Annotated in this window: 18 protein-coding genes; 17 read left to right on the top strand and 1 reads right to left on the bottom strand. The window is 38.3% G+C overall.

Annotated features, from left to right (window positions below; all coding sequences use genetic code 11):
* Positions 1-223 precede the first annotated feature (223 nt).
* The 16 genes from mraZ to KH109_RS01635 all read left to right on the top strand — a co-directional run bounded on the left by mraZ (position 224) and on the right by KH109_RS01635 (position 16,125).
* Positions 224-655 carry a division/cell wall cluster transcriptional repressor MraZ gene (gene mraZ, locus KH109_RS01710; RefSeq protein WP_060924200.1) on the top strand — a complete coding sequence of 144 codons (432 nt, stop codon included), beginning with the start codon at positions 224-226 and terminating at the stop codon, positions 653-655.
* 9 nt (positions 656-664) lie between these two features.
* On the top strand, positions 665-1,597 hold the full coding sequence (rsmH, locus tag KH109_RS01705) for a 16S rRNA (cytosine(1402)-N(4))-methyltransferase RsmH (RefSeq protein WP_295215102.1): 933 nt from the start codon (positions 665-667) through the stop codon (positions 1,595-1,597).
* Between the two features lie 21 nt (positions 1,598-1,618).
* Positions 1,619-2,023, top strand: a complete 405-nt coding sequence (gene ftsL, locus KH109_RS01700; RefSeq protein ID WP_295215099.1) for a cell division protein FtsL — start codon at positions 1,619-1,621, stop codon at positions 2,021-2,023.
* 55 nt (positions 2,024-2,078) lie between these two features.
* The gene (locus KH109_RS01695) at positions 2,079-3,563 is read left to right on the top strand and encodes a UDP-N-acetylmuramoyl-L-alanyl-D-glutamate--2,6-diaminopimelate ligase (protein ID WP_295215096.1); all 1,485 of its coding nucleotides are present in this window, start codon (positions 2,079-2,081) and stop codon (positions 3,561-3,563) included.
* Position 3,564: 1 nt separating this feature from the next.
* A complete protein-coding gene (gene murF, locus KH109_RS01690) occupies positions 3,565-4,923 on the top strand; it encodes a UDP-N-acetylmuramoyl-tripeptide--D-alanyl-D-alanine ligase (protein WP_295215093.1) in 1,359 nt (452 codons plus the stop codon).
* A gap of 58 nt (positions 4,924-4,981) precedes the next feature.
* A complete protein-coding gene (mraY, locus tag KH109_RS01685) occupies positions 4,982-5,968 on the top strand; it encodes a phospho-N-acetylmuramoyl-pentapeptide-transferase (RefSeq protein WP_024065462.1) in 987 nt (328 codons plus the stop codon).
* 84 nt (positions 5,969-6,052) lie between these two features.
* The gene (gene murD / locus KH109_RS01680) at positions 6,053-7,423 is read left to right on the top strand and encodes a UDP-N-acetylmuramoyl-L-alanine--D-glutamate ligase (protein ID WP_295215090.1); all 1,371 of its coding nucleotides are present in this window, start codon (positions 6,053-6,055) and stop codon (positions 7,421-7,423) included.
* Entirely contained in the window at positions 7,423-8,532 is a 1,110-nt protein-coding gene (gene murG, locus KH109_RS01675) for an undecaprenyldiphospho-muramoylpentapeptide beta-N-acetylglucosaminyltransferase (protein WP_295215087.1), read from the top strand. Before murD ends, murG begins: the two co-directional genes overlap by 1 nt.
* A 14-nt stretch (positions 8,533-8,546) precedes the next feature.
* Positions 8,547-9,929 (top strand): UDP-N-acetylmuramate--L-alanine ligase, encoded by a 1,383-nt coding sequence (gene murC, locus KH109_RS01670; RefSeq protein ID WP_295215085.1) that lies wholly within the window; start codon positions 8,547-8,549, stop codon positions 9,927-9,929.
* Positions 9,926-10,858: a D-alanine--D-alanine ligase gene (locus tag KH109_RS01665; protein ID WP_295215083.1), complete on the top strand. Its 933-nt coding sequence runs from the start codon at positions 9,926-9,928 to the stop codon at positions 10,856-10,858. The genes murC and KH109_RS01665 overlap by 4 nt, the downstream gene beginning before the upstream one ends.
* A 28-nt stretch (positions 10,859-10,886) precedes the next feature.
* Entirely contained in the window at positions 10,887-11,744 is an 858-nt protein-coding gene (locus KH109_RS01660) for an FtsQ-type POTRA domain-containing protein (protein WP_024065457.1), read from the top strand.
* A 23-nt stretch (positions 11,745-11,767) separates the two neighbouring features.
* Positions 11,768-12,463, top strand: a complete 696-nt coding sequence (locus KH109_RS01655; protein WP_295215080.1) for a DUF881 domain-containing protein — start codon at positions 11,768-11,770, stop codon at positions 12,461-12,463.
* Complete coding sequence (locus tag KH109_RS01650) at positions 12,460-12,804, top strand: small basic family protein (RefSeq protein ID WP_295215078.1); 345 nt, start codon at positions 12,460-12,462, stop codon at positions 12,802-12,804. Before KH109_RS01655 ends, KH109_RS01650 begins: the two co-directional genes overlap by 4 nt.
* A 138-nt stretch (positions 12,805-12,942) precedes the next feature.
* On the top strand, positions 12,943-13,986 hold the full coding sequence (gene ftsZ, locus KH109_RS01645) for a cell division protein FtsZ (protein ID WP_129823114.1): 1,044 nt from the start codon (positions 12,943-12,945) through the stop codon (positions 13,984-13,986).
* 81 nt (positions 13,987-14,067) lie between these two features.
* Positions 14,068-14,637 carry a porin family protein gene (locus KH109_RS01640; protein WP_295215076.1) on the top strand — a complete coding sequence of 190 codons (570 nt, stop codon included), beginning with the start codon at positions 14,068-14,070 and terminating at the stop codon, positions 14,635-14,637.
* Positions 14,638-14,877: 240 nt separating this feature from the next.
* Positions 14,878-16,125 (top strand): aminotransferase class I/II-fold pyridoxal phosphate-dependent enzyme, encoded by a 1,248-nt coding sequence (locus KH109_RS01635; protein ID WP_295215073.1) that lies wholly within the window; start codon positions 14,878-14,880, stop codon positions 16,123-16,125.
* A 132-nt stretch (positions 16,126-16,257) separates the two neighbouring features.
* Here KH109_RS01635 and KH109_RS01630 read toward each other — a convergent pair whose 3' ends face one another.
* On the bottom strand, positions 16,258-16,527 hold the full coding sequence (locus tag KH109_RS01630) for a DUF896 domain-containing protein (RefSeq protein ID WP_295215071.1): 270 nt from the start codon (positions 16,525-16,527) through the stop codon (positions 16,258-16,260).
* A gap of 123 nt (positions 16,528-16,650) precedes the next feature.
* Here KH109_RS01630 and nth point away from each other — a divergent pair, with 123 nt between their 5' ends.
* Complete coding sequence (gene nth, locus KH109_RS01625) at positions 16,651-17,286, top strand: endonuclease III (RefSeq protein WP_105098328.1); 636 nt, start codon at positions 16,651-16,653, stop codon at positions 17,284-17,286.

Genomic DNA, 17,286 nt, shown 5'->3' with positions numbered 1-17,286 from the left:
AGAACTAAAAAAATCCTCTTGGTGGTAGATAGTTGTTTTTATGATCCAATTATTATTTATTTTCGAACATATGTATCGAAGAAAAAACGAGAAAAATAGAGATTATGAAAGAAAAATATAAAAAAGTGGGATAAAAATGGATTTTTTATTGTGAATGGTGGGGAATTGTGGTAGAATTTACCATATAGTGGTGGATAAGGAATAGTAAAGGGCGGTGATACGTATGTTCATGGGAGAATATAATCACACCATTGATACAAAAGGGCGGATGATTATACCCGCGAAAATACGTGAACAACTAGGCGAAGTATGCATTGTGACTAAGGGCCTAGATAACTGCTTAGCTATTTACACCGAAGAAGCGTGGAAGAAAATTTCTACAGCTTTACAATCACAATCCTCCACTAAAGCTAGCGTACGTGCCTTAAAACGTTTTGTTTTTGGTAGTGCTGCTGAGCTTGAGTATGATAAACAAGGTCGTGTCCTCATTCCTGTACCACTACGTGAATATGCGAGCCTTGATAAACAGGCCGTTATTGTCGGTGCTGGGGATCACGTTGAAATTTGGAGCCGCGAAAAATATGATTACTATGATGATCAAGTGGCTGAAAGTATGGAAGAATTAGTCGAAGGGCTTGAAGGGATTATGTTATAGGAGGCTATGATGGAATTTAATCATACCAGCGTACTTTTACGCGAAACGGTGGACTCCGTCGTAACTAATCCAAAAGGCATTTATGTGGACTGTACCCTTGGTGGGGCAGGACATGCGCACGCAGTAGGCGAAATGCTTGACCCAGAAGGCATGATAATCGGTTTAGATCAAGATGAAGATGCATTGAGCGTAGCTCGACAGCGTCTATCTGATTTGAAGTGTCAGGTGTTAACGATACCGACAAACTTTTCTAACTTAAAGGAAGCCCTTCAAAATGAGGGCATCTATGAAGTAGATGGTTTTATCTTTGATCTTGGCGTATCAAGTTATCAATTAGATACACCAGAACGTGGCTTTTCATATATGAATGATGGTCCACTTGATATGCGGATGGATAAGGAAGCACCATTAACAGCAGAGGAAGTTGTTAATGAATATGATGCTGAAGCACTATTGCAAATTATCCGTGACTATGGTGAAGAACGATGGGCTAAGCGGATTGTTGAATTCATCGTTAATGCACGTCAAGAAAAACGAATAACCACTACTGGTGAGTTAGTTAGAATTATTAAACAAGCAATACCTGCGAAGGCGCGTCAAGATGGACCGCATCCGGCAAAACGGACGTTCCAAGCCATTCGCATTGAAGTAAATAGAGAATTAGCTATCTTGCATGATAGTTTTGTAGATGCTGTATCCATGTTGAAACCAAAGGGGAAAATTGGGGTTATCACATTTCACTCCTTGGAAGATCGAATTACAAAACAAACTTTCAAAGAGTTGAGTACAGCATGTATATGTCCTCCACAACTACCGATGTGTGTATGTAACCACAAAGCTGTTGTGAAGGCGAAGAATAAGGCTATAGAGCCAAGTGCAGGGGAGATTGAGGTTAATCCGAGGGCTAGAAGCGCGAAGTTGCGCGTAGCTGTCAAGTTGTAGAATTGGAAGGGGTTAGTATTTATGTTAGCGAGAAAGGCTGTTGTGGGCCAAGTAAAAAGCGATGTGTTGGTCGCTTCACAAGGGAGAAAACGTAGTGCAAGTGTGGCTCTAGATTTGAGTCCTATGATGTGGCAAGTTGTATATGGTATTGCTGCATTGGTTGCATTTTTGCTTATTATGATGATTATGAATGCGTACAGCACAAAATTGGGCTACGAAGTAGTTAAAACACAGCAAGCTGTAGTACAATTAACAAAAGATAATGATGCTTTGGATGTTGAAGTGGCTTCCTTGAAGTCTCCCGTTCGTATCCAACAAATCGCAGAACAACAACTAGGGATGGTTTTGCCTGATTCTTTTGTTTATAGCACAAAAAGCGCTGTTACTGAACGCACTGTACAAGAGAAACAGGAAATTATAGACTAGCAGGCAAAGCAGCTCGTATTGGGCTGCTTTCCTTTGCGTGTAAAGGAGATTGTATATGAAACAATTACAAGATATAATAAAAACTTTGCAAACAACGCATGTAGAAGGTAATACAGCTGTTAAAGTATTAGATATTACAGCTGATTCTCGTGCTGTAAAAGTAGGTAGTTTATTTATTGCTTTAGATGGTGCCACTGTAGATGGTCATAATTATGTAAATAAAGCTGTTGAAGCTGGTGCTGTAGCAGTACTTGTGTCTAAACCGGTAGAGGTAAGTGGTGATGTTTGTGTTATCACTGTAGAGGACACTCGTAAAGCTATGATGGCATGTGTACCGTATTTCTTTGATTATCCAGCTAATTCCATGCGTATGATCGGCGTTACTGGTACTAATGGTAAAACGACTACAACTCATATGATTCGTCATATTTTGAAAGGCCAAGGCCATAAAGTAGGCGTTATTGGTACCGTTCATATTATGATTGGTGATACATCCTATCCAATTCACAATACAACACCTGATGTAGTAGATTTACAACATATTCTTCATCAAATGGTAGAAGAAGGTGTTACCCATTGTGTCATGGAAGTATCATCCCATGCATTAGCATTGGGTCGAGTTTCTGGTGTTGAATACGATACAGCAGTATTCACGAACTTAACACAAGATCATTTGGACTTTCACAAGACCTTTGAAAATTATTTGGCAGCTAAATGTAAATTATTTGAACAAGTTAGCGCGCCGAACCAAACTAAATCTGGTAAAGGGGCTATCATCAATATCGATGACGAATATGGTCATCGTGTAATTGAAAAAACAACGGCGCCTATCATTACGTACAGTATTGATGGTAAAGGGACGTTGAATGCTCATGATGTTGAAATGACACCTAAATCTAGTCGTTATACTGTATCTTATGATGGTCATGACTATACAGTAGCTATGAATACAACTGGTTTGTTTAATGTATATAATACATTGGCCGCTATTGGTGCTTGTCTATTAGAAGGTATCTCCATGGAAGATATCGATAAGGCATTGAAAACATTTAGCGCTGTGCCTGGTCGTTTTGAGCTTATTGAAGAAGGTCAACCATTTGCAGTTGTTGTAGACTATGCACATACACCAGATGGGTTAGAAAATATTTTGCAAACTGCAAAGGCTATTCAAGAAAATCGCATTATTGTAGTCTTTGGTTGTGGTGGTGACCGAGATGCTACAAAACGTCCTATCATGGGTCGTATTGCTGCACAATATGGCGATGTAGTATATGTTACATCTGACAATCCTCGCACAGAAGATCCTGTGCAAATTGTGAAAGATGTAGAGGTAGGCGTTAAAGAAGGCCTTCGTGAAGGCTCTCATTATGAAGTTATCGTTGATCGTCGGGAAGCGATTCAACATGCAATACACAATGCAAAACCTGGGGATATTGTACTAATTGCAGGTAAGGGGCATGAGGATTACCAAATCTTAAAGGATAAAACGATTCATTTTGATGATCGTGAAGAGGCGCGAGCAGCCCTCAAGGAGATCTAATATGGCAGAATTTACATTGTCTCAAGTGGTAGAAGCCACACAAGGGACGAGTGCACATACCGACAATATTAAGTTTTTAGATGTATCTACTGATACAAGAACGATTGAATCAGGCTTTTTATTTGTAGCCTTAAAAGGCGATACCTTTGATGGTCATGATTTTATTAATACAGCTATCGAAAAGGGCGCTACTGGTGCAATCGTAGAAAAGGGCCGTGCAGTGGACGGCATTGTATGCATTGAAGTAGATAATACATTGGTAGCATATCAAAATTTAGCACGGTACCATCGTCGTCGCTTTGATATTCCTGTAGTCGCTATTACTGGTTCTTCAGGTAAAACTACAACAAAGGAAATGGTAGCTGCTGTACTCGGTACCGAATTTAATGTTTTAAAAACTGAGAAAAACTTTAACAATGAAATTGGTTTGCCAAAAACATTGTTGCGTTTAACTGCAGAACATCAAGCATGTGTCGTAGAGATGGGTATGCGTGGCCTTGGTCAAATTGAAGAGCTTGCATTGATTGCGGAACCAACTATGGGCATTATTACCAATGTTGGTACTAGCCATATTGAGTTGCTAGGCTCTCGTGAAGCCATTGCACAAGCTAAAGGTGAATTAATTCGTTGTTTGCCTGAAAATAGTGTGGCTATTCTCAATGAAGATGATCCATATGTTAAGGCTATGGATAGCCTTGCTAAAGGTAAAACTATTACCTATGGTATTGAACGCAACGCTACTTGTATTGGTAGCCATTTGCGCTATAAAAAAGACGGTATTAAGTTTACTTGCAAATGTTATGACGAAGTCTTCGATATCTTCTTACCTATGATTGGTGAACACAATGTATATGATGCATTGGCAGCAATTGTAGCTGGTCGTGTTTTGGGGATTAAATCCAATACCATTCGTAAAGGCTTAAGCGAGTTTACCGGCACTCCTATGCGCCAAGAAATCGTACCATTTGAAGATATTGTTATCTTAAATGATGCATATAATGCAAATCCTTCCTCTATGGCTGAAGCGATTAAAGCATTAGGTCAACTAGAAGGTAAACGTAAAATCGCTATGCTTGGTGATATGCTTGAGCTTGGTGATTATACTGAACAAGCACATCGTGAAATTGGTCAATTGCTTGCTGAAGAAGGCTATAGTGTAGTATTCACATTTGGTGATGCTGCGGCCTTCATCGCTAAGGAAGCAAAAAAAGCAGGTTTAACTACATTCCGTTGTAATAGCCATTTGGAAATGGCTAATGCCTATAGCGATATTCGTGAAAAAGGGGATGTTATCCTTGTCAAAGGTTCCCGAGGCTTGCGAATGGAACGGGTTGTTGAAGAATTAAAAGATCGAGAATAAAAGGTTACGGCTAGTTATATCTAGCCGTCATCTGTTTATTAATGAGTAGAGGGTTCATATGATATATCATATTCTATTAGCCTTTGTAGTGACCTTTATCATTACAGTAGTGCTAGGTAAAATTGCTATTCCTATGTTGCGTTCTTTACACGCACAACAAAGTATTCGTGAAGAAGGTCCAGAAAGTCATCAAGCGAAAGCGGGTACGCCAACAATGGGGGGTGCTTTCATGATGATCGCCCTTGTTCTTGGTGTTGCTATTTTCGCACCATGGAATGTGGGTACAGGCATGTTATTGTTTTTAACATTGGGCCATTGTTTATTGGGCTTCTTTGATGATTTTGTAAAAGCCGTTAAAAAACGTAATCTTGGCTTAACAGCTAAGCAAAAATTGCTAGGTCAATTTATTTTGGCGGCCATATTCTGTTACTGTATTACTGAAATTATGGTTATTCCTACCACATTGTGGATTCCTGTAGCAGATATACATCTTCAACTAGGTTGGGCTTATTATGTTTTGGCGTTTTTAATTATCGTAGGTGCTACGAACGCAGTAAATCTTACAGATGGTCTTGATGGATTAGCTAGTGGTACCTCTGCTGTAGCAGCCATTGCTTTCTCCGTGATTGGTCTTATGGCTGCATCTACAACAAATTCTATTGGTGCTGAAAGCGTTGCTTACTTTGGCGCTATTGTAGCCGCTGTTTGCCTTGGTTTCTTGGTATACAATGTAAACCCTGCGAAGGTGTTCATGGGAGATACTGGATCCTTAGCTTTAGGTGGTGCTTTTGCGGCTATGGCAATTTTGACTAAAACAGAATTGCTACTCGTTGTAATTGGTGGCATTTTTGTTATGGAAGCATTGTCCGTTATTATTCAAGTTATATCCTTTAAAACTCGTGGTGTACGTGTATTTAAAATGAGCCCAATTCACCATCATTTTGAGTTATCTGGTTGGGCTGAGCAAACTGTTGTTAATCGCTTCTGGTTTGGTGGCGCTGTATTAGCTGTTATTGGCGTCGTTTTAGCGACTATAACTTTGTAAGATAATACTTAACGGAACACGCAAATAATGGTATGCTTATAAGATAGGAATACATTATTTTTGTTGATAATTTAGGTGATATAGATGGAATACGGAGATAAACATATACTTGTTCTTGGCGCTGGTGCCAGCGGTATAGGCGCATCTTGGGTATTAGCTCAAGTTGGGGCCCATGTAGTGTTAAATGATTATAAGCCTGTTACACTGCCTGCAGATGAGGAAAAAAGACTTGTATCAGCAGGTGTAGATATTATTACAGGTAGACAAGATGAATCCTTGCTTGATGGCGTGGATCGCATTGTTATTTCTCCAGGTATTTCTCTAGATATTCCCATTGTAAAAGCCGCTCAAGCTCGTGGTATTGATGTGGTTAGTGAAGTAGAAGTAGCTTATGAGTTATCTAAATCGCCAATTGTAGCCGTTACAGGTACAAATGGTAAGACCACTACTACAACATTATTAACTAAGGTATTGGAAGGAACTGGAAAGCCAGTTCGCGTTGGTGGTAATATCGGCGATTCTCTTAGTGAAGTAGCTTATTCCATGCCAGCAGATGGTTTTTTGGTAGCTGAGTTATCCAGCTATCAATTAGAAACAATTAAGCATTTTAGACCGATTGGTGCTATTATGCTCAATATTACACCAGATCATTTAGCTCGTCATAAGACAATGGAAAATTATATTGCTGCGAAGGAACGCATCTTTGAAAATCAATTGAGCACAGATTTTATGGTGCTTAATATTGATGATCCTATTGTAGCCGACATGAAACATCGTGTACCTAGCCATATCCTTGAAATTAGTCAACATCAAGTGGTTTCAAATGGTGCTTACTATGATAAAGGACAATGTTATGTAACAAAGAATGGTATAGCAACACCTGTTATTGGTAGTGCTGATATCCACATTCCAGGTAGCCATAATATTGAAAATATTTTAACTGTTATCGCTTTAGCTTATGCGTTAGGTGTGCCGGTAGAAACCATTCATCGTATTATAAGCGAGTTCCATGGTGTTGAACACCGATTAGAACGAGTTAAAACTCTTGATGGAATTACATTCTATAATGATTCTAAAGCTACTAATGTAGATTCTGTTGTAAAAGCATTGGAATCCTTTGATCAATCCGTTATTTTATTAGCTGGTGGTCATGATAAAATGACTCCGTTAGAAGACTTTATGCAGCTTGTTAAAGATCATACAAAAGCTGTTATCTTTATGGGAGAAGCGGCGGATCGATTTGAAGCTGCTGCAAAAGAGGCTGGTGTTCAGCCTATTTATAGAGCTTCATCTATGAAAGATGCTGTAGAACAGGGTTATAAATTGGCTGCCCAAGGTGATATTGTATTATTATCGCCAGCTTGTTCAAGTTTTGATTGGTATAGCTGTTTTGAAGAACGTGGCGATGATTTTAAAAACTGTGTTCATATGTTGCAAGAAGGGAGACACCATTAATGAAACGTATCATTATTTCAGGTGGTGGCACTGGTGGACATATATACCCAGCAATAACTATATATAAGGAAATTATGAAACAGAACCCTGATGCACAGGTTTTATATGTAGGAACGGAAAGGGGCTTAGAGGCTACCTTAGTACCTAAAGAAGGCATTGAATTTACTACATTACCTGTACAAGGTTTGCAACGTAAATTATCTTTTGGTACGTTGGTGACGTTAGGCAAGACTGCTTTTTCTCTTGTGAAAGCTAATACAATCATTTCCAACTTTAAGCCTGATGTAGTTATTGGTACGGGTGGTTATGTTTGTGGTCCTATTCTTATGGCCGCAGCATTGCGCAATATTCCAACGTTGATACAGGAACAAAATGTCATTGCAGGCATTACAAATAAAATTCTAAGCCGTTTTGTTGATGTAGTCGCTATGGGCTACAAGGATGCAGAATCATCTTTTTCAAAGGCAAAACGCGTAGTATATACTGGTAATCCAGTACGTCCTGATGTATTAGTTGATACTAGGGACGATGGACGTAATTATTTTAATTTAAGTGATGATACGTTCACCGTTCTTATAGCCGGTGGTTCTCGTGGGGCGAGAACTATCAATAATGCTATGATAGATGTACATAAGCATTTTCAAGGAACAGAAGGAATTAAATTAATCCATATTACAGGGGATGGGGAATATCAATCTGTGTTATCTCAGCTTGGTATTACCGATGGTGATGGTTTAGGTGATTCCTCATTGATCTTGCCATATTTGCACGATATGCCAAAAGCATTGGCGGCAGCTGATTTAGCAGTCTTTAGGTCTGGTGCTATCGGTCTTGCTGAACTAGCAGTTCGAGGTATTCCGTCTGTATTGGTACCATATCCATACGCAGCGGAAGATCATCAAACCTATAATGCCCGTATTTTTGTTCAAGAAGGGGCAGCGCATATGATTGTTGATCAAATGTTAAGTGCCCATGATTTGATAGGGGAAATTGAAATGTTTATGGCCAATCGTGATTTATTGTCACAAATGGGAGAACGAGCGTTGCAGTTAGGTAAACCTAATGCGGCTCATGATATTGCAAAATTAGCATTATCTATTGCAAAGTAACAAGGAGAGGTTTTATGTTAGACGGTATTCATAAGATTCATCTTATTGGTATAGGTGGGTCTGGCATGCGTGCTATAGCGAATATTTTAATTCAAAAAGGTTATGACGTATCTGGTTCAGATGTAGCTGATTCTGCAGTTATTGAAAAGTTCAGAAATATGGGCGCTACAGTTCATATTGGCCATCATAAAGATTATGTAAAAGGCGTTGATGCTGTAGTTCGTTCTACAGCTATTCGCGAAGATAACCCTGAAATTGTAGCTGCTAAAGAGCAAGGTATTAAAATTTTACACCGTTCCGATATTGTAAAAGCTGTGTTAGACGTAACAGATGGCATTGCAGTAGCTGGTGCTCACGGTAAAACTTCTACTACATCCATGATTGGTCAAATTTTAGTAGAAGCAGAAGCTGATCCAACAGTTATTATCGGTGGTGAAGTAGATTATTTAAAAGGTAGTAGTTGTCTAGGTAAGGGGCATTTCTCTGTAGTTGAAGCAGATGAAAGTGATGGGTCTTTCTTGAAACTACGCCCACATACTATTGTTATTACTAACATTGAAGATGATCACATGGATCACTACAAAACAATGGATAATTTGTTAAATGCATTTTGTAAGTTTGTCGAAACGTTACCAGAATCTGGCAAAGCAATCGTATGTGGAGATAATGAGAATATTCGTTATGTTATGAGCTGTGTAAATCGCAACTTCATTACATATGGCTTAAGTGATAATAATGACTATGTAGCTAAAAATATTCACTATGTAGACTCTACTTTGGTATATGATGTATACCATAATGGTGTGAATGTTGAGCGCATTCGCTTACGAGTTCCTGGTGAACATAATGTATTGAATTCGTTGGCTGCCTTTGTTGTTGCTCATGATTGCTGTGGTGTAGAAACGCGCATTATCACTAAAGGTTTAGGTAAGTTTATCGGTGCAAAACGTCGTTTCGAAACAAAAGGTCACGTAGCAGGTGTATGGGTTGTTGATGACTATGCTCATCATCCTACAGAAATTAAAGCAACATTGAAAGCAGCAAAAGAGTTGGAAAAACATCGTGTTATCTGTGTATTCCAGCCACATCGCTTTACTCGCACAAGTTTGTTAAAGGATGAATTTGCTACTGCTTTCACAAGCGCTGATGAAGTATATATGACAGATATTTATAGCTCTGGTGAAGATCCAATCCCTAGTATTGATGGTAATACGATTCCAAATGCTATTAAAGCGGCCACAGGTCAAGATGTAAATTATGTACCATCTGTTGACGATTTGCCTGAGGTATTAGCGAAAGTAGTAAGACCTAATGACTTGGTTATCACCATGGGTGCAGGTTCTATTAATCAATATGGGCCAAAATTATTAGCTATATTGGAGGAAGGCTTACAATGAAAGATAAAAAAATAATCGTATTAATGGGTGGTCCTTCCAAAGAGGCTGAGGTATCTCGTCGTACTGGCGCTGCTATTGCAGAAGCACTTGAAAGCAAAGGTTATAATGCTCAAACTTTAGAACTCAATCCGCGCACTGTATTAAAAGATATTGAAGCCTTAGGTGGAGAGGTTGTATTTAATGCAATTCATGGTCGTTACGGCGAAGATGGTGCGTTGCAAGGCCTATTAGAAATGGCTGAAATTCCATACACTGGGTCAGGTATTATGGCTCATGCAGTAGGGATGAATAAAAAAGTAAGTAAAGATGTATTTAAAGGTGCCAATATTCCTACTGCGGCATCCGAGTCCTTTAATGGTAATATTGAATCTGCAGAAGCTATTATCGAGCATATTCGTAAGGATTTTACAATTCCAGTAGTTGTAAAATCTGCTACACAAGGCTCTAGTATTGGTGTTACTATCGTTCGCGATGAAGCTCAGTTAGAAGAGGCTGTAAAAGAAGCTCTAAAATATGACCCTATTCTTGTGGTAGAACAATTCCTTGATGGTCGTGAATTTACAGTATCTGTTTTAGATGGTAAAGCATTGTCTGTTATTGAAATTCGTCCACATTCTGGTGAATATGATTACAAGAGCAAATATACTGTAGGTGCTACAGAATACTTGGTGCCAGCGCCTATTAGTGCAGAAATGACTGCTGAAATGCAACGCATAGGGGAGCTTGTGTATCGTGAAGTACAAGGCAGTGGGGTAATTCGTGTTGATGTTATGACAGACCATGCAGATAATATGTATGTTCTTGAATACAATACTGTGCCTGGTATGACAGCAACATCTTTAGTACCAAAAGCAGCAAAAGAAATGGGAATTGACTTCCCAACATTATGTGAAAAAATTCTATTAACAGCTAGTATAGGGAAATTTTAAGGGCTAAATAGAACATAAGGAGTTAACTATGGATGATAAGCAAAACCATCCATCCAACTCTGGGGAGATGCAGTCTTCTACACCTGTTCGTGATGAACGGGCTGTATTTAGAAAACGAGTGTTAAAAATCGGTGGTGCAGTTACTCTCGTGTTGGTGGGGTTGTTTACACTACCTATTCCTTTTGGATCCTTAAAAGTTACTGGATCGGATAAGGTAACTGTACAAGATGTAATGGTAGCTGGTGATATTCATGAACCTGTTAATATATTGCAGATTAGTACAGAAAAATTAAAAACTAGATTATCGAAAGATTTACGTGTTGAAGAAGCTCAGATTAGCTATCAGTTGCCACTGACAATGGTGGTAAATGTAGTAGAACGCAAGGCAGTTGCAGTCGTACCGGCTCAGTTTGGATACTTAACCCTTGATAGTAAGGGACAAGTGATTGCATCTGAGCCAGCTATACAAGACACATCTGTTCCTATGATTTCTGGTGTGAAAGCTGGAAATATACTATTAGGTGATACGGTAGTAGATAAACCAATATTGGCGGCTCTTGAATATTTGAACTCACTCGATGAGGAGACATTCAAGAACATTGCAGAGGTTAATATTGGGGATCCTGATGCGATAATGGCATATACTGTTTCCGGTGTACAGATTCGACTGGGGGATGGCAAAGACTTAGCTAAAAAAGCAGAGCTAACTCAGTCGATGTTACAAGATATTAAAAAGACACATGGTAATGTACAGTATATAGATGTTAATGTTTCATCGCCGTACATTAAAACCGATGTGATGCCAGAAGTTAAAAAGCATCAGAATGGAGCACCGACTACAGAAAATTCATCTACTAAGAAGGATGATAAGAAACAAGATAGATAAGGTCATGTTGAATATAAAGGTAGATGATTGTCGTGAGACACGAACGGTGGGCAATTGCCATAGTCAGCTGTATATTAGGGTTCATGGTTGTTACCCAATATAAGATGACTCAAGATAATATAGAAGAAAATATTCGCTTACAACGGACTGGCGATTTGGCGGTACAATTGAAAGAGGCCCAGAGTGAACGTGATGCTTTGTTAAAGCAAATTGAGTCACTAAAAAAATCTGGTGCCAATGGCGGTGGTAAAGCTGATGAACAGCTTATGATGAAAGCGGCTTTAACAAATGTTAAAGGGCCGGGCGTTAGTGTGTTGATTGAAGATAGCTTAAAGCCTGTACAAAGTGGGGAAAATCCCAATTTATATGTAATTCATGATGAAGATATTCTAAGAATTGTTAATGAATTACGGGCTGGTGGGGCTGAAGCGATAGCTATTAATGATCAACGCCTCATAGGAACGTCTGAAATACGATGTTCAGGACCGACTATTACTGTAAATGGGAAGGTCTTTGGAGCTCCCTTTACGGTAAAAGCTATTGGAGATCCAAAGACATTAAATTCTGCGCTAACTATGCGCGGTGGTGTAGTGGATTCACTTAAACATTGGGGAATAAAGGTAACTATAAAGCAAGAAGAGGATGTAGCGATTCCTGCTTTCACAGGTACTTTTAGAGAAGAATATATGAAGCCTAATGAGTTAGGAGGTAAAGAATGAATATCTATATCTTTGCCATCATTGGCCTAATTATAGGGGCTACCTTAGGATGGATAGCACCACTTCATATCCCTGCTAGTTATTCGAATTATACTTCGGTAGCTGTTCTAGCAGCTTTAGATGCAGTATTTGGTGGCAGTCGAGCAGCATTGGAAAGAACCTTTGATCTCAGTAACTTTGTCATTGGGTTCTTTTCAAATATGGTATTAGCTGTTATTCTTGTATATGTTGGTGATTTAATAGGCATTAACCTATACTATGTGGCCCTTATTGGATTTGGGTTACGTGTATTTATTAATGTAGGCGCTATACGCAAAATGATTATGACTAAGCGGTTCTAATAAATCCCATTCTATATAGTGGAAAGTTTTCAAATTTTAGTGTAAAATAAATGTAATTGTTATAAGATAGTCAGTATATAAATCGATACATTGGGACGTATATTGATACAATAGATAACGATAAGAGGAGGAAGTTCAATGTCTGATTTTGCAAATATTAAAGTTATCGGTGTTGGTGGCGGCGGTAATAATGCTGTTAATCGTATGGTTGATAACCAAATTAAAGGTGTTCAATTTTTAGCCGTTAATACAGAAAACCAAGTGCTTGAATTGTCTAAAGCGGATGTAACAATTCAAATCGGTGAAAAAGTTACTAAAGGCCTTGGTGCTGGTGCTAACCCACAAATCGGTGAAGAAGCAGCTCAAGAAAGCCGTGAAGAAATTACTAAAGCTCTTGAAGGTGCTGATATGGTATTCGTAACTGCTGGTATGGGCGGTGGTACTGGTACTGGTGCTGCTCCAATCGTAGCTGAATGTGCTAAAGAAGTTGGTGCATTAACAGTTGGCGTTGTAACTAAACCTTTCGCATTCGAAGGTAAACGCCGTCGTGCTGCGGCAGAAAAAGGCATTGAGTTCTTGACTCAAAAAGTTGATACAATTATTGTTATTCCTAATGACAAATTGTTACAAGTTGTAGATAAAAAATGTTCCGTATCTGATGCATTCAGCAAAGCTGATGAAGTTCTTCGTCAAGGTATCAAAGGTATTTCCGATTTGATCCAAATTCCTGGTTTAATCAATCTTGACTTTGCAGACGTTAAAACTATCATGACTAATCAAGGCGAAGCTTTGATGGGTATTGGTGAAGGTACAGGTGAAAACCGCGCTGCAGACGCTGCAAAAATGGCTATCAATAGCCCATTATTGGAAACTTCCATCGATGGTGCAAAAGGCATCTTGCTTAATATTTCTGGTAGTTCCGAATTGGGTATTTTTGAAGTAAACGAAGCTGCTCAAATTATTTCTGATGCAGCAGACCCTGATGCAAATATCATCTTCGGTTCTGTTATCGATGAAAGCTTGGGCGATAAAGTTCAAGTTACTGTTGTAGCAACTGGTTTTGGCAATAACGCTAAAAGCGTTCCAGAATTCGGTAAAACAACTACTACATCTCGTCCAGCATCCACTACAACAACAACTAACAGCGGTATCCCAGATATCCCTGTATTCATGAAACGCTAATTTATAGAGTGTATAATAAAAACATTCGTAAATAAGTAACTTAGTAAGACATATCGTGAGATATGTGTATAGGAGGTACAAATGAAGAAATTAGTATTATTAACTCTAGCAGCTACAGTTGTGGCAGGTAGTGCATTTGCAGCGGCACCTGTAACAAAAATTAGCGATGGTTCCACTAAAGTACAAGCTGATTATGCATTTAAACAACATGTATCTAAAGGTGGCGGCAATAGCAACGACGGTTTCGGTGTTTCTTTGCAACACGATCTTTCCAATAAAACTGCTGTTCAATATTCTTATGATAAATTGAATGCAAAAAATGGGGACATTAAAGATCATCAATTAGCATTAGTTTATAAAGTGCATCCAAACGTAAACGTATATGGTGCTGGTACTGCAATTCGTACAAATGATACAGAATTAGGTTTCCAAGCTGGTGTTATTGGTCATGTGCCATTGACAGAAAAAGTAAACGGCTTTGCTAAAGCTGGTTGGGGTAACGATATTAAACAAACTTACCAAGTAGGTGCTCAATATGAAGTTCGCCCTGATGTAGACTTGAACGTATACTATGGCTATGATAAATATAGCGTAGATAGCAACGATAAAACTGCAAAAGGTTTACACGCTGGTGTAGGCTACTCCTTCTAAGGATATCAAAGACCACTCTAATGAGTGGTCTTTTTTTATAAATACTAGCATATGATTTATAAAAATATTTTGTATAGGATATTGTATATATCCTATAAACCTTAGTTCTTTTATAATTCAGTTTGTAATTAGTATTTTTTCTTATGTATACAATATATTTCTTAAATACACATTGTATAATTAAATAAGTTTAGGTATGATAGGTGTGTAATATTCATTTTAGATAGGATGGTGCAAGTTATGACAAGTGTTGCTGCAAAGCATGCAAAAGGGAAAAAACTTAAAGATGTAATCTTTGTAACTGCTGGCCAAGCCCAAGCTGATGCTAAAGAAAATGGTCGCGAGAACGTTGTTAATGGTACATTAGGTGCGATTTATGATGAAGATGGTAAATTAGTATTCCTTAAAACCGTTAAGGACGAATATTTAAGTCTTCCAGATTCTGAACATATTGGTTATGCTCCGATTGCAGGTGTACCTGAATTCCTTGCTGCTGCAGAGGAGGAATGCTTTGGACAATCTCGCCCAGAAGGTCATATCCGTAGTATTGCTACTACAGGTGGTACAGGCGGTATTCATCACTTAGTTCATAACTATACAGAACCTGGTGATGAGGTGTTGACTGCTGACTGGTACTGGGGTGCCTATCGTATACTTTGTAGCGATGTAGGTCGTACACTTGTTACCTATTCTTTATTTGATGAACATAATAACTTTAACCATGAAGCGTTCCAAAATCGTGTAAATGAATTAGCTGCGAAACAAACAAATGTTGTAATTTTGTTTAATACACCTGGCAATAACCCAACTGGTTACTCTATAGAGGACAAAGATTGGGAATCTATCCTTAACTTCTTGAAAGAACTCGTTGCTATAGGCCGTAATAATGTAATTATTGGCATTGATGTAGCATACCTTGATTATTCTGGTGAAAAAGAAGAGGTTCGTGCATTCTTTAGTAAATTCAGTCATTTGCCAAAAGAAATTCTTACATGTGTTTGCTATAGCTTGTCTAAAGGCTTCACTATGTATGGGCAACGTGTAGGTGCCTTGATTGGTATTTCTGATGATGAAGAAATTGCTGATGAATTCTTAGAAATCAACAAATCTACAAGCCGTGCTACATGGTCTAATATTTGCCGCCCTGCAATGCGTACAATGGCAAATATTGTAGCTGATCCAGCTAAGTTTAAAGCTTATGAAGATGAACGTAATTGCTATTATCAATTGATTCGCGATCGTGCTGATATATTTAAACAAGAAGCCGCACAAGTTGGTCTTCCTATGTTGCCATATCGCGGTGGTTTCTTTATTACGATTCCTACAGATTCTGCTAATGCTATCTGTGAAGAGTTGAAAAAAGAACATATCTATGTTATCGCTTTAGCTAATGGTATTCGCATAGCTGCTTGTGGTATTCCTAAATTCCAAATGACAGGACTAGCTGAAAAAATCTATAATGCTATGAAACGCCTTGGTAAATTATAATACATAAGTTTCACTAATACTAAAGTCCGCTTGATAGATCAAGCGGACTTTTTGTGGTTAATAGAAAAATGTACGCATATTTGATGTATCATTTATGCGTACGTTTTTTATATTAATGTATATTTTTATATATTAGTGAATTTCTTTATGTTCTTTAATGTCTTGGTCAGCTTCTTTAGCCAAGTCTTCTAGCGCACGTTTAGGAGCTGTACGTTCACCTGTTTCAGGATCCACGAATTCAACACGGTCCAATGTATCTGTAATTTGGCCTCGAATGAAACTTAAGTAGATTTCATATAGTTCTTTTTTTTCTGCTAACTCCTCTGGCGTTAATTCTTGACCGGATTTTTTCTTTGCTGCTAGTTCATTTATGCGTTTTAATGTATCGTTAATATTGCTCATATTGACCTCCTGTATTCTATATTAGAATAATATGATTTATTATAACATAGAACAAAATGAATACGTATGGTAAGATATAAGTTGTACGCGTCTGTACTTTCACAAGTGAGAAAGGAGAGCTGTATGCGTGTAACAAAAGCAATAAAGGCAGAGCAGTTAAAACTCTTACAAGAACATTATTTTGATGCAAAACCTGCCCTTGAGTATACAAATGAATTTGAATTATTAGTGGCAGTCGTATTATCTGCACAATGTACGGATGAGAGAGTAAATATCGTTACTAAACGGTTATTTCCTGAACTAAATCATCCGGCTAAGATGTTAGCAATTGGTGTTACTAAATTAGAAACTCTGATTAAGGACTGTGGCCTTTATAAATCTAAAGCCAAAAATTTGATTGCAACTTGTCAGATTTTAGTGGAACAATACCATGGGGAAGTGCCACGGGAGTTTGACCAACTTGTTGAATTACCTGGTGTAGGTCGTAAGACTGCAAATGTGGTAGTATCTGTATTATTTGGTACGCCAGCGATTGCTGTAGATACTCATGTATTCCGTGTGTCTAACCGATTAAAACTGGGTATTGCTAAAACACCAGAAGAGATGGAATTAAAGTTGCAGAAGGCAATTCCTAAAGAGGATTGGTCGGCTGCCCATCACTGGTTGATTTATCATGGTCGTAAACTATGTAAGGCTCGTAAGCCATTATGTGAAGAATGTTTTTTAAATCACTTATGTCCTTCAGCTGGAAAGGTTTAA

Source organism: Veillonella sp. (assembly GCF_018381775.1).
Taxonomy (GTDB): domain Bacteria; phylum Bacillota; class Negativicutes; order Veillonellales; family Veillonellaceae; genus Veillonella.
The sequence above is the reverse complement of the archived record's forward strand: the minus strand, read 5'-3'. Positions and strand labels throughout refer to the sequence as shown.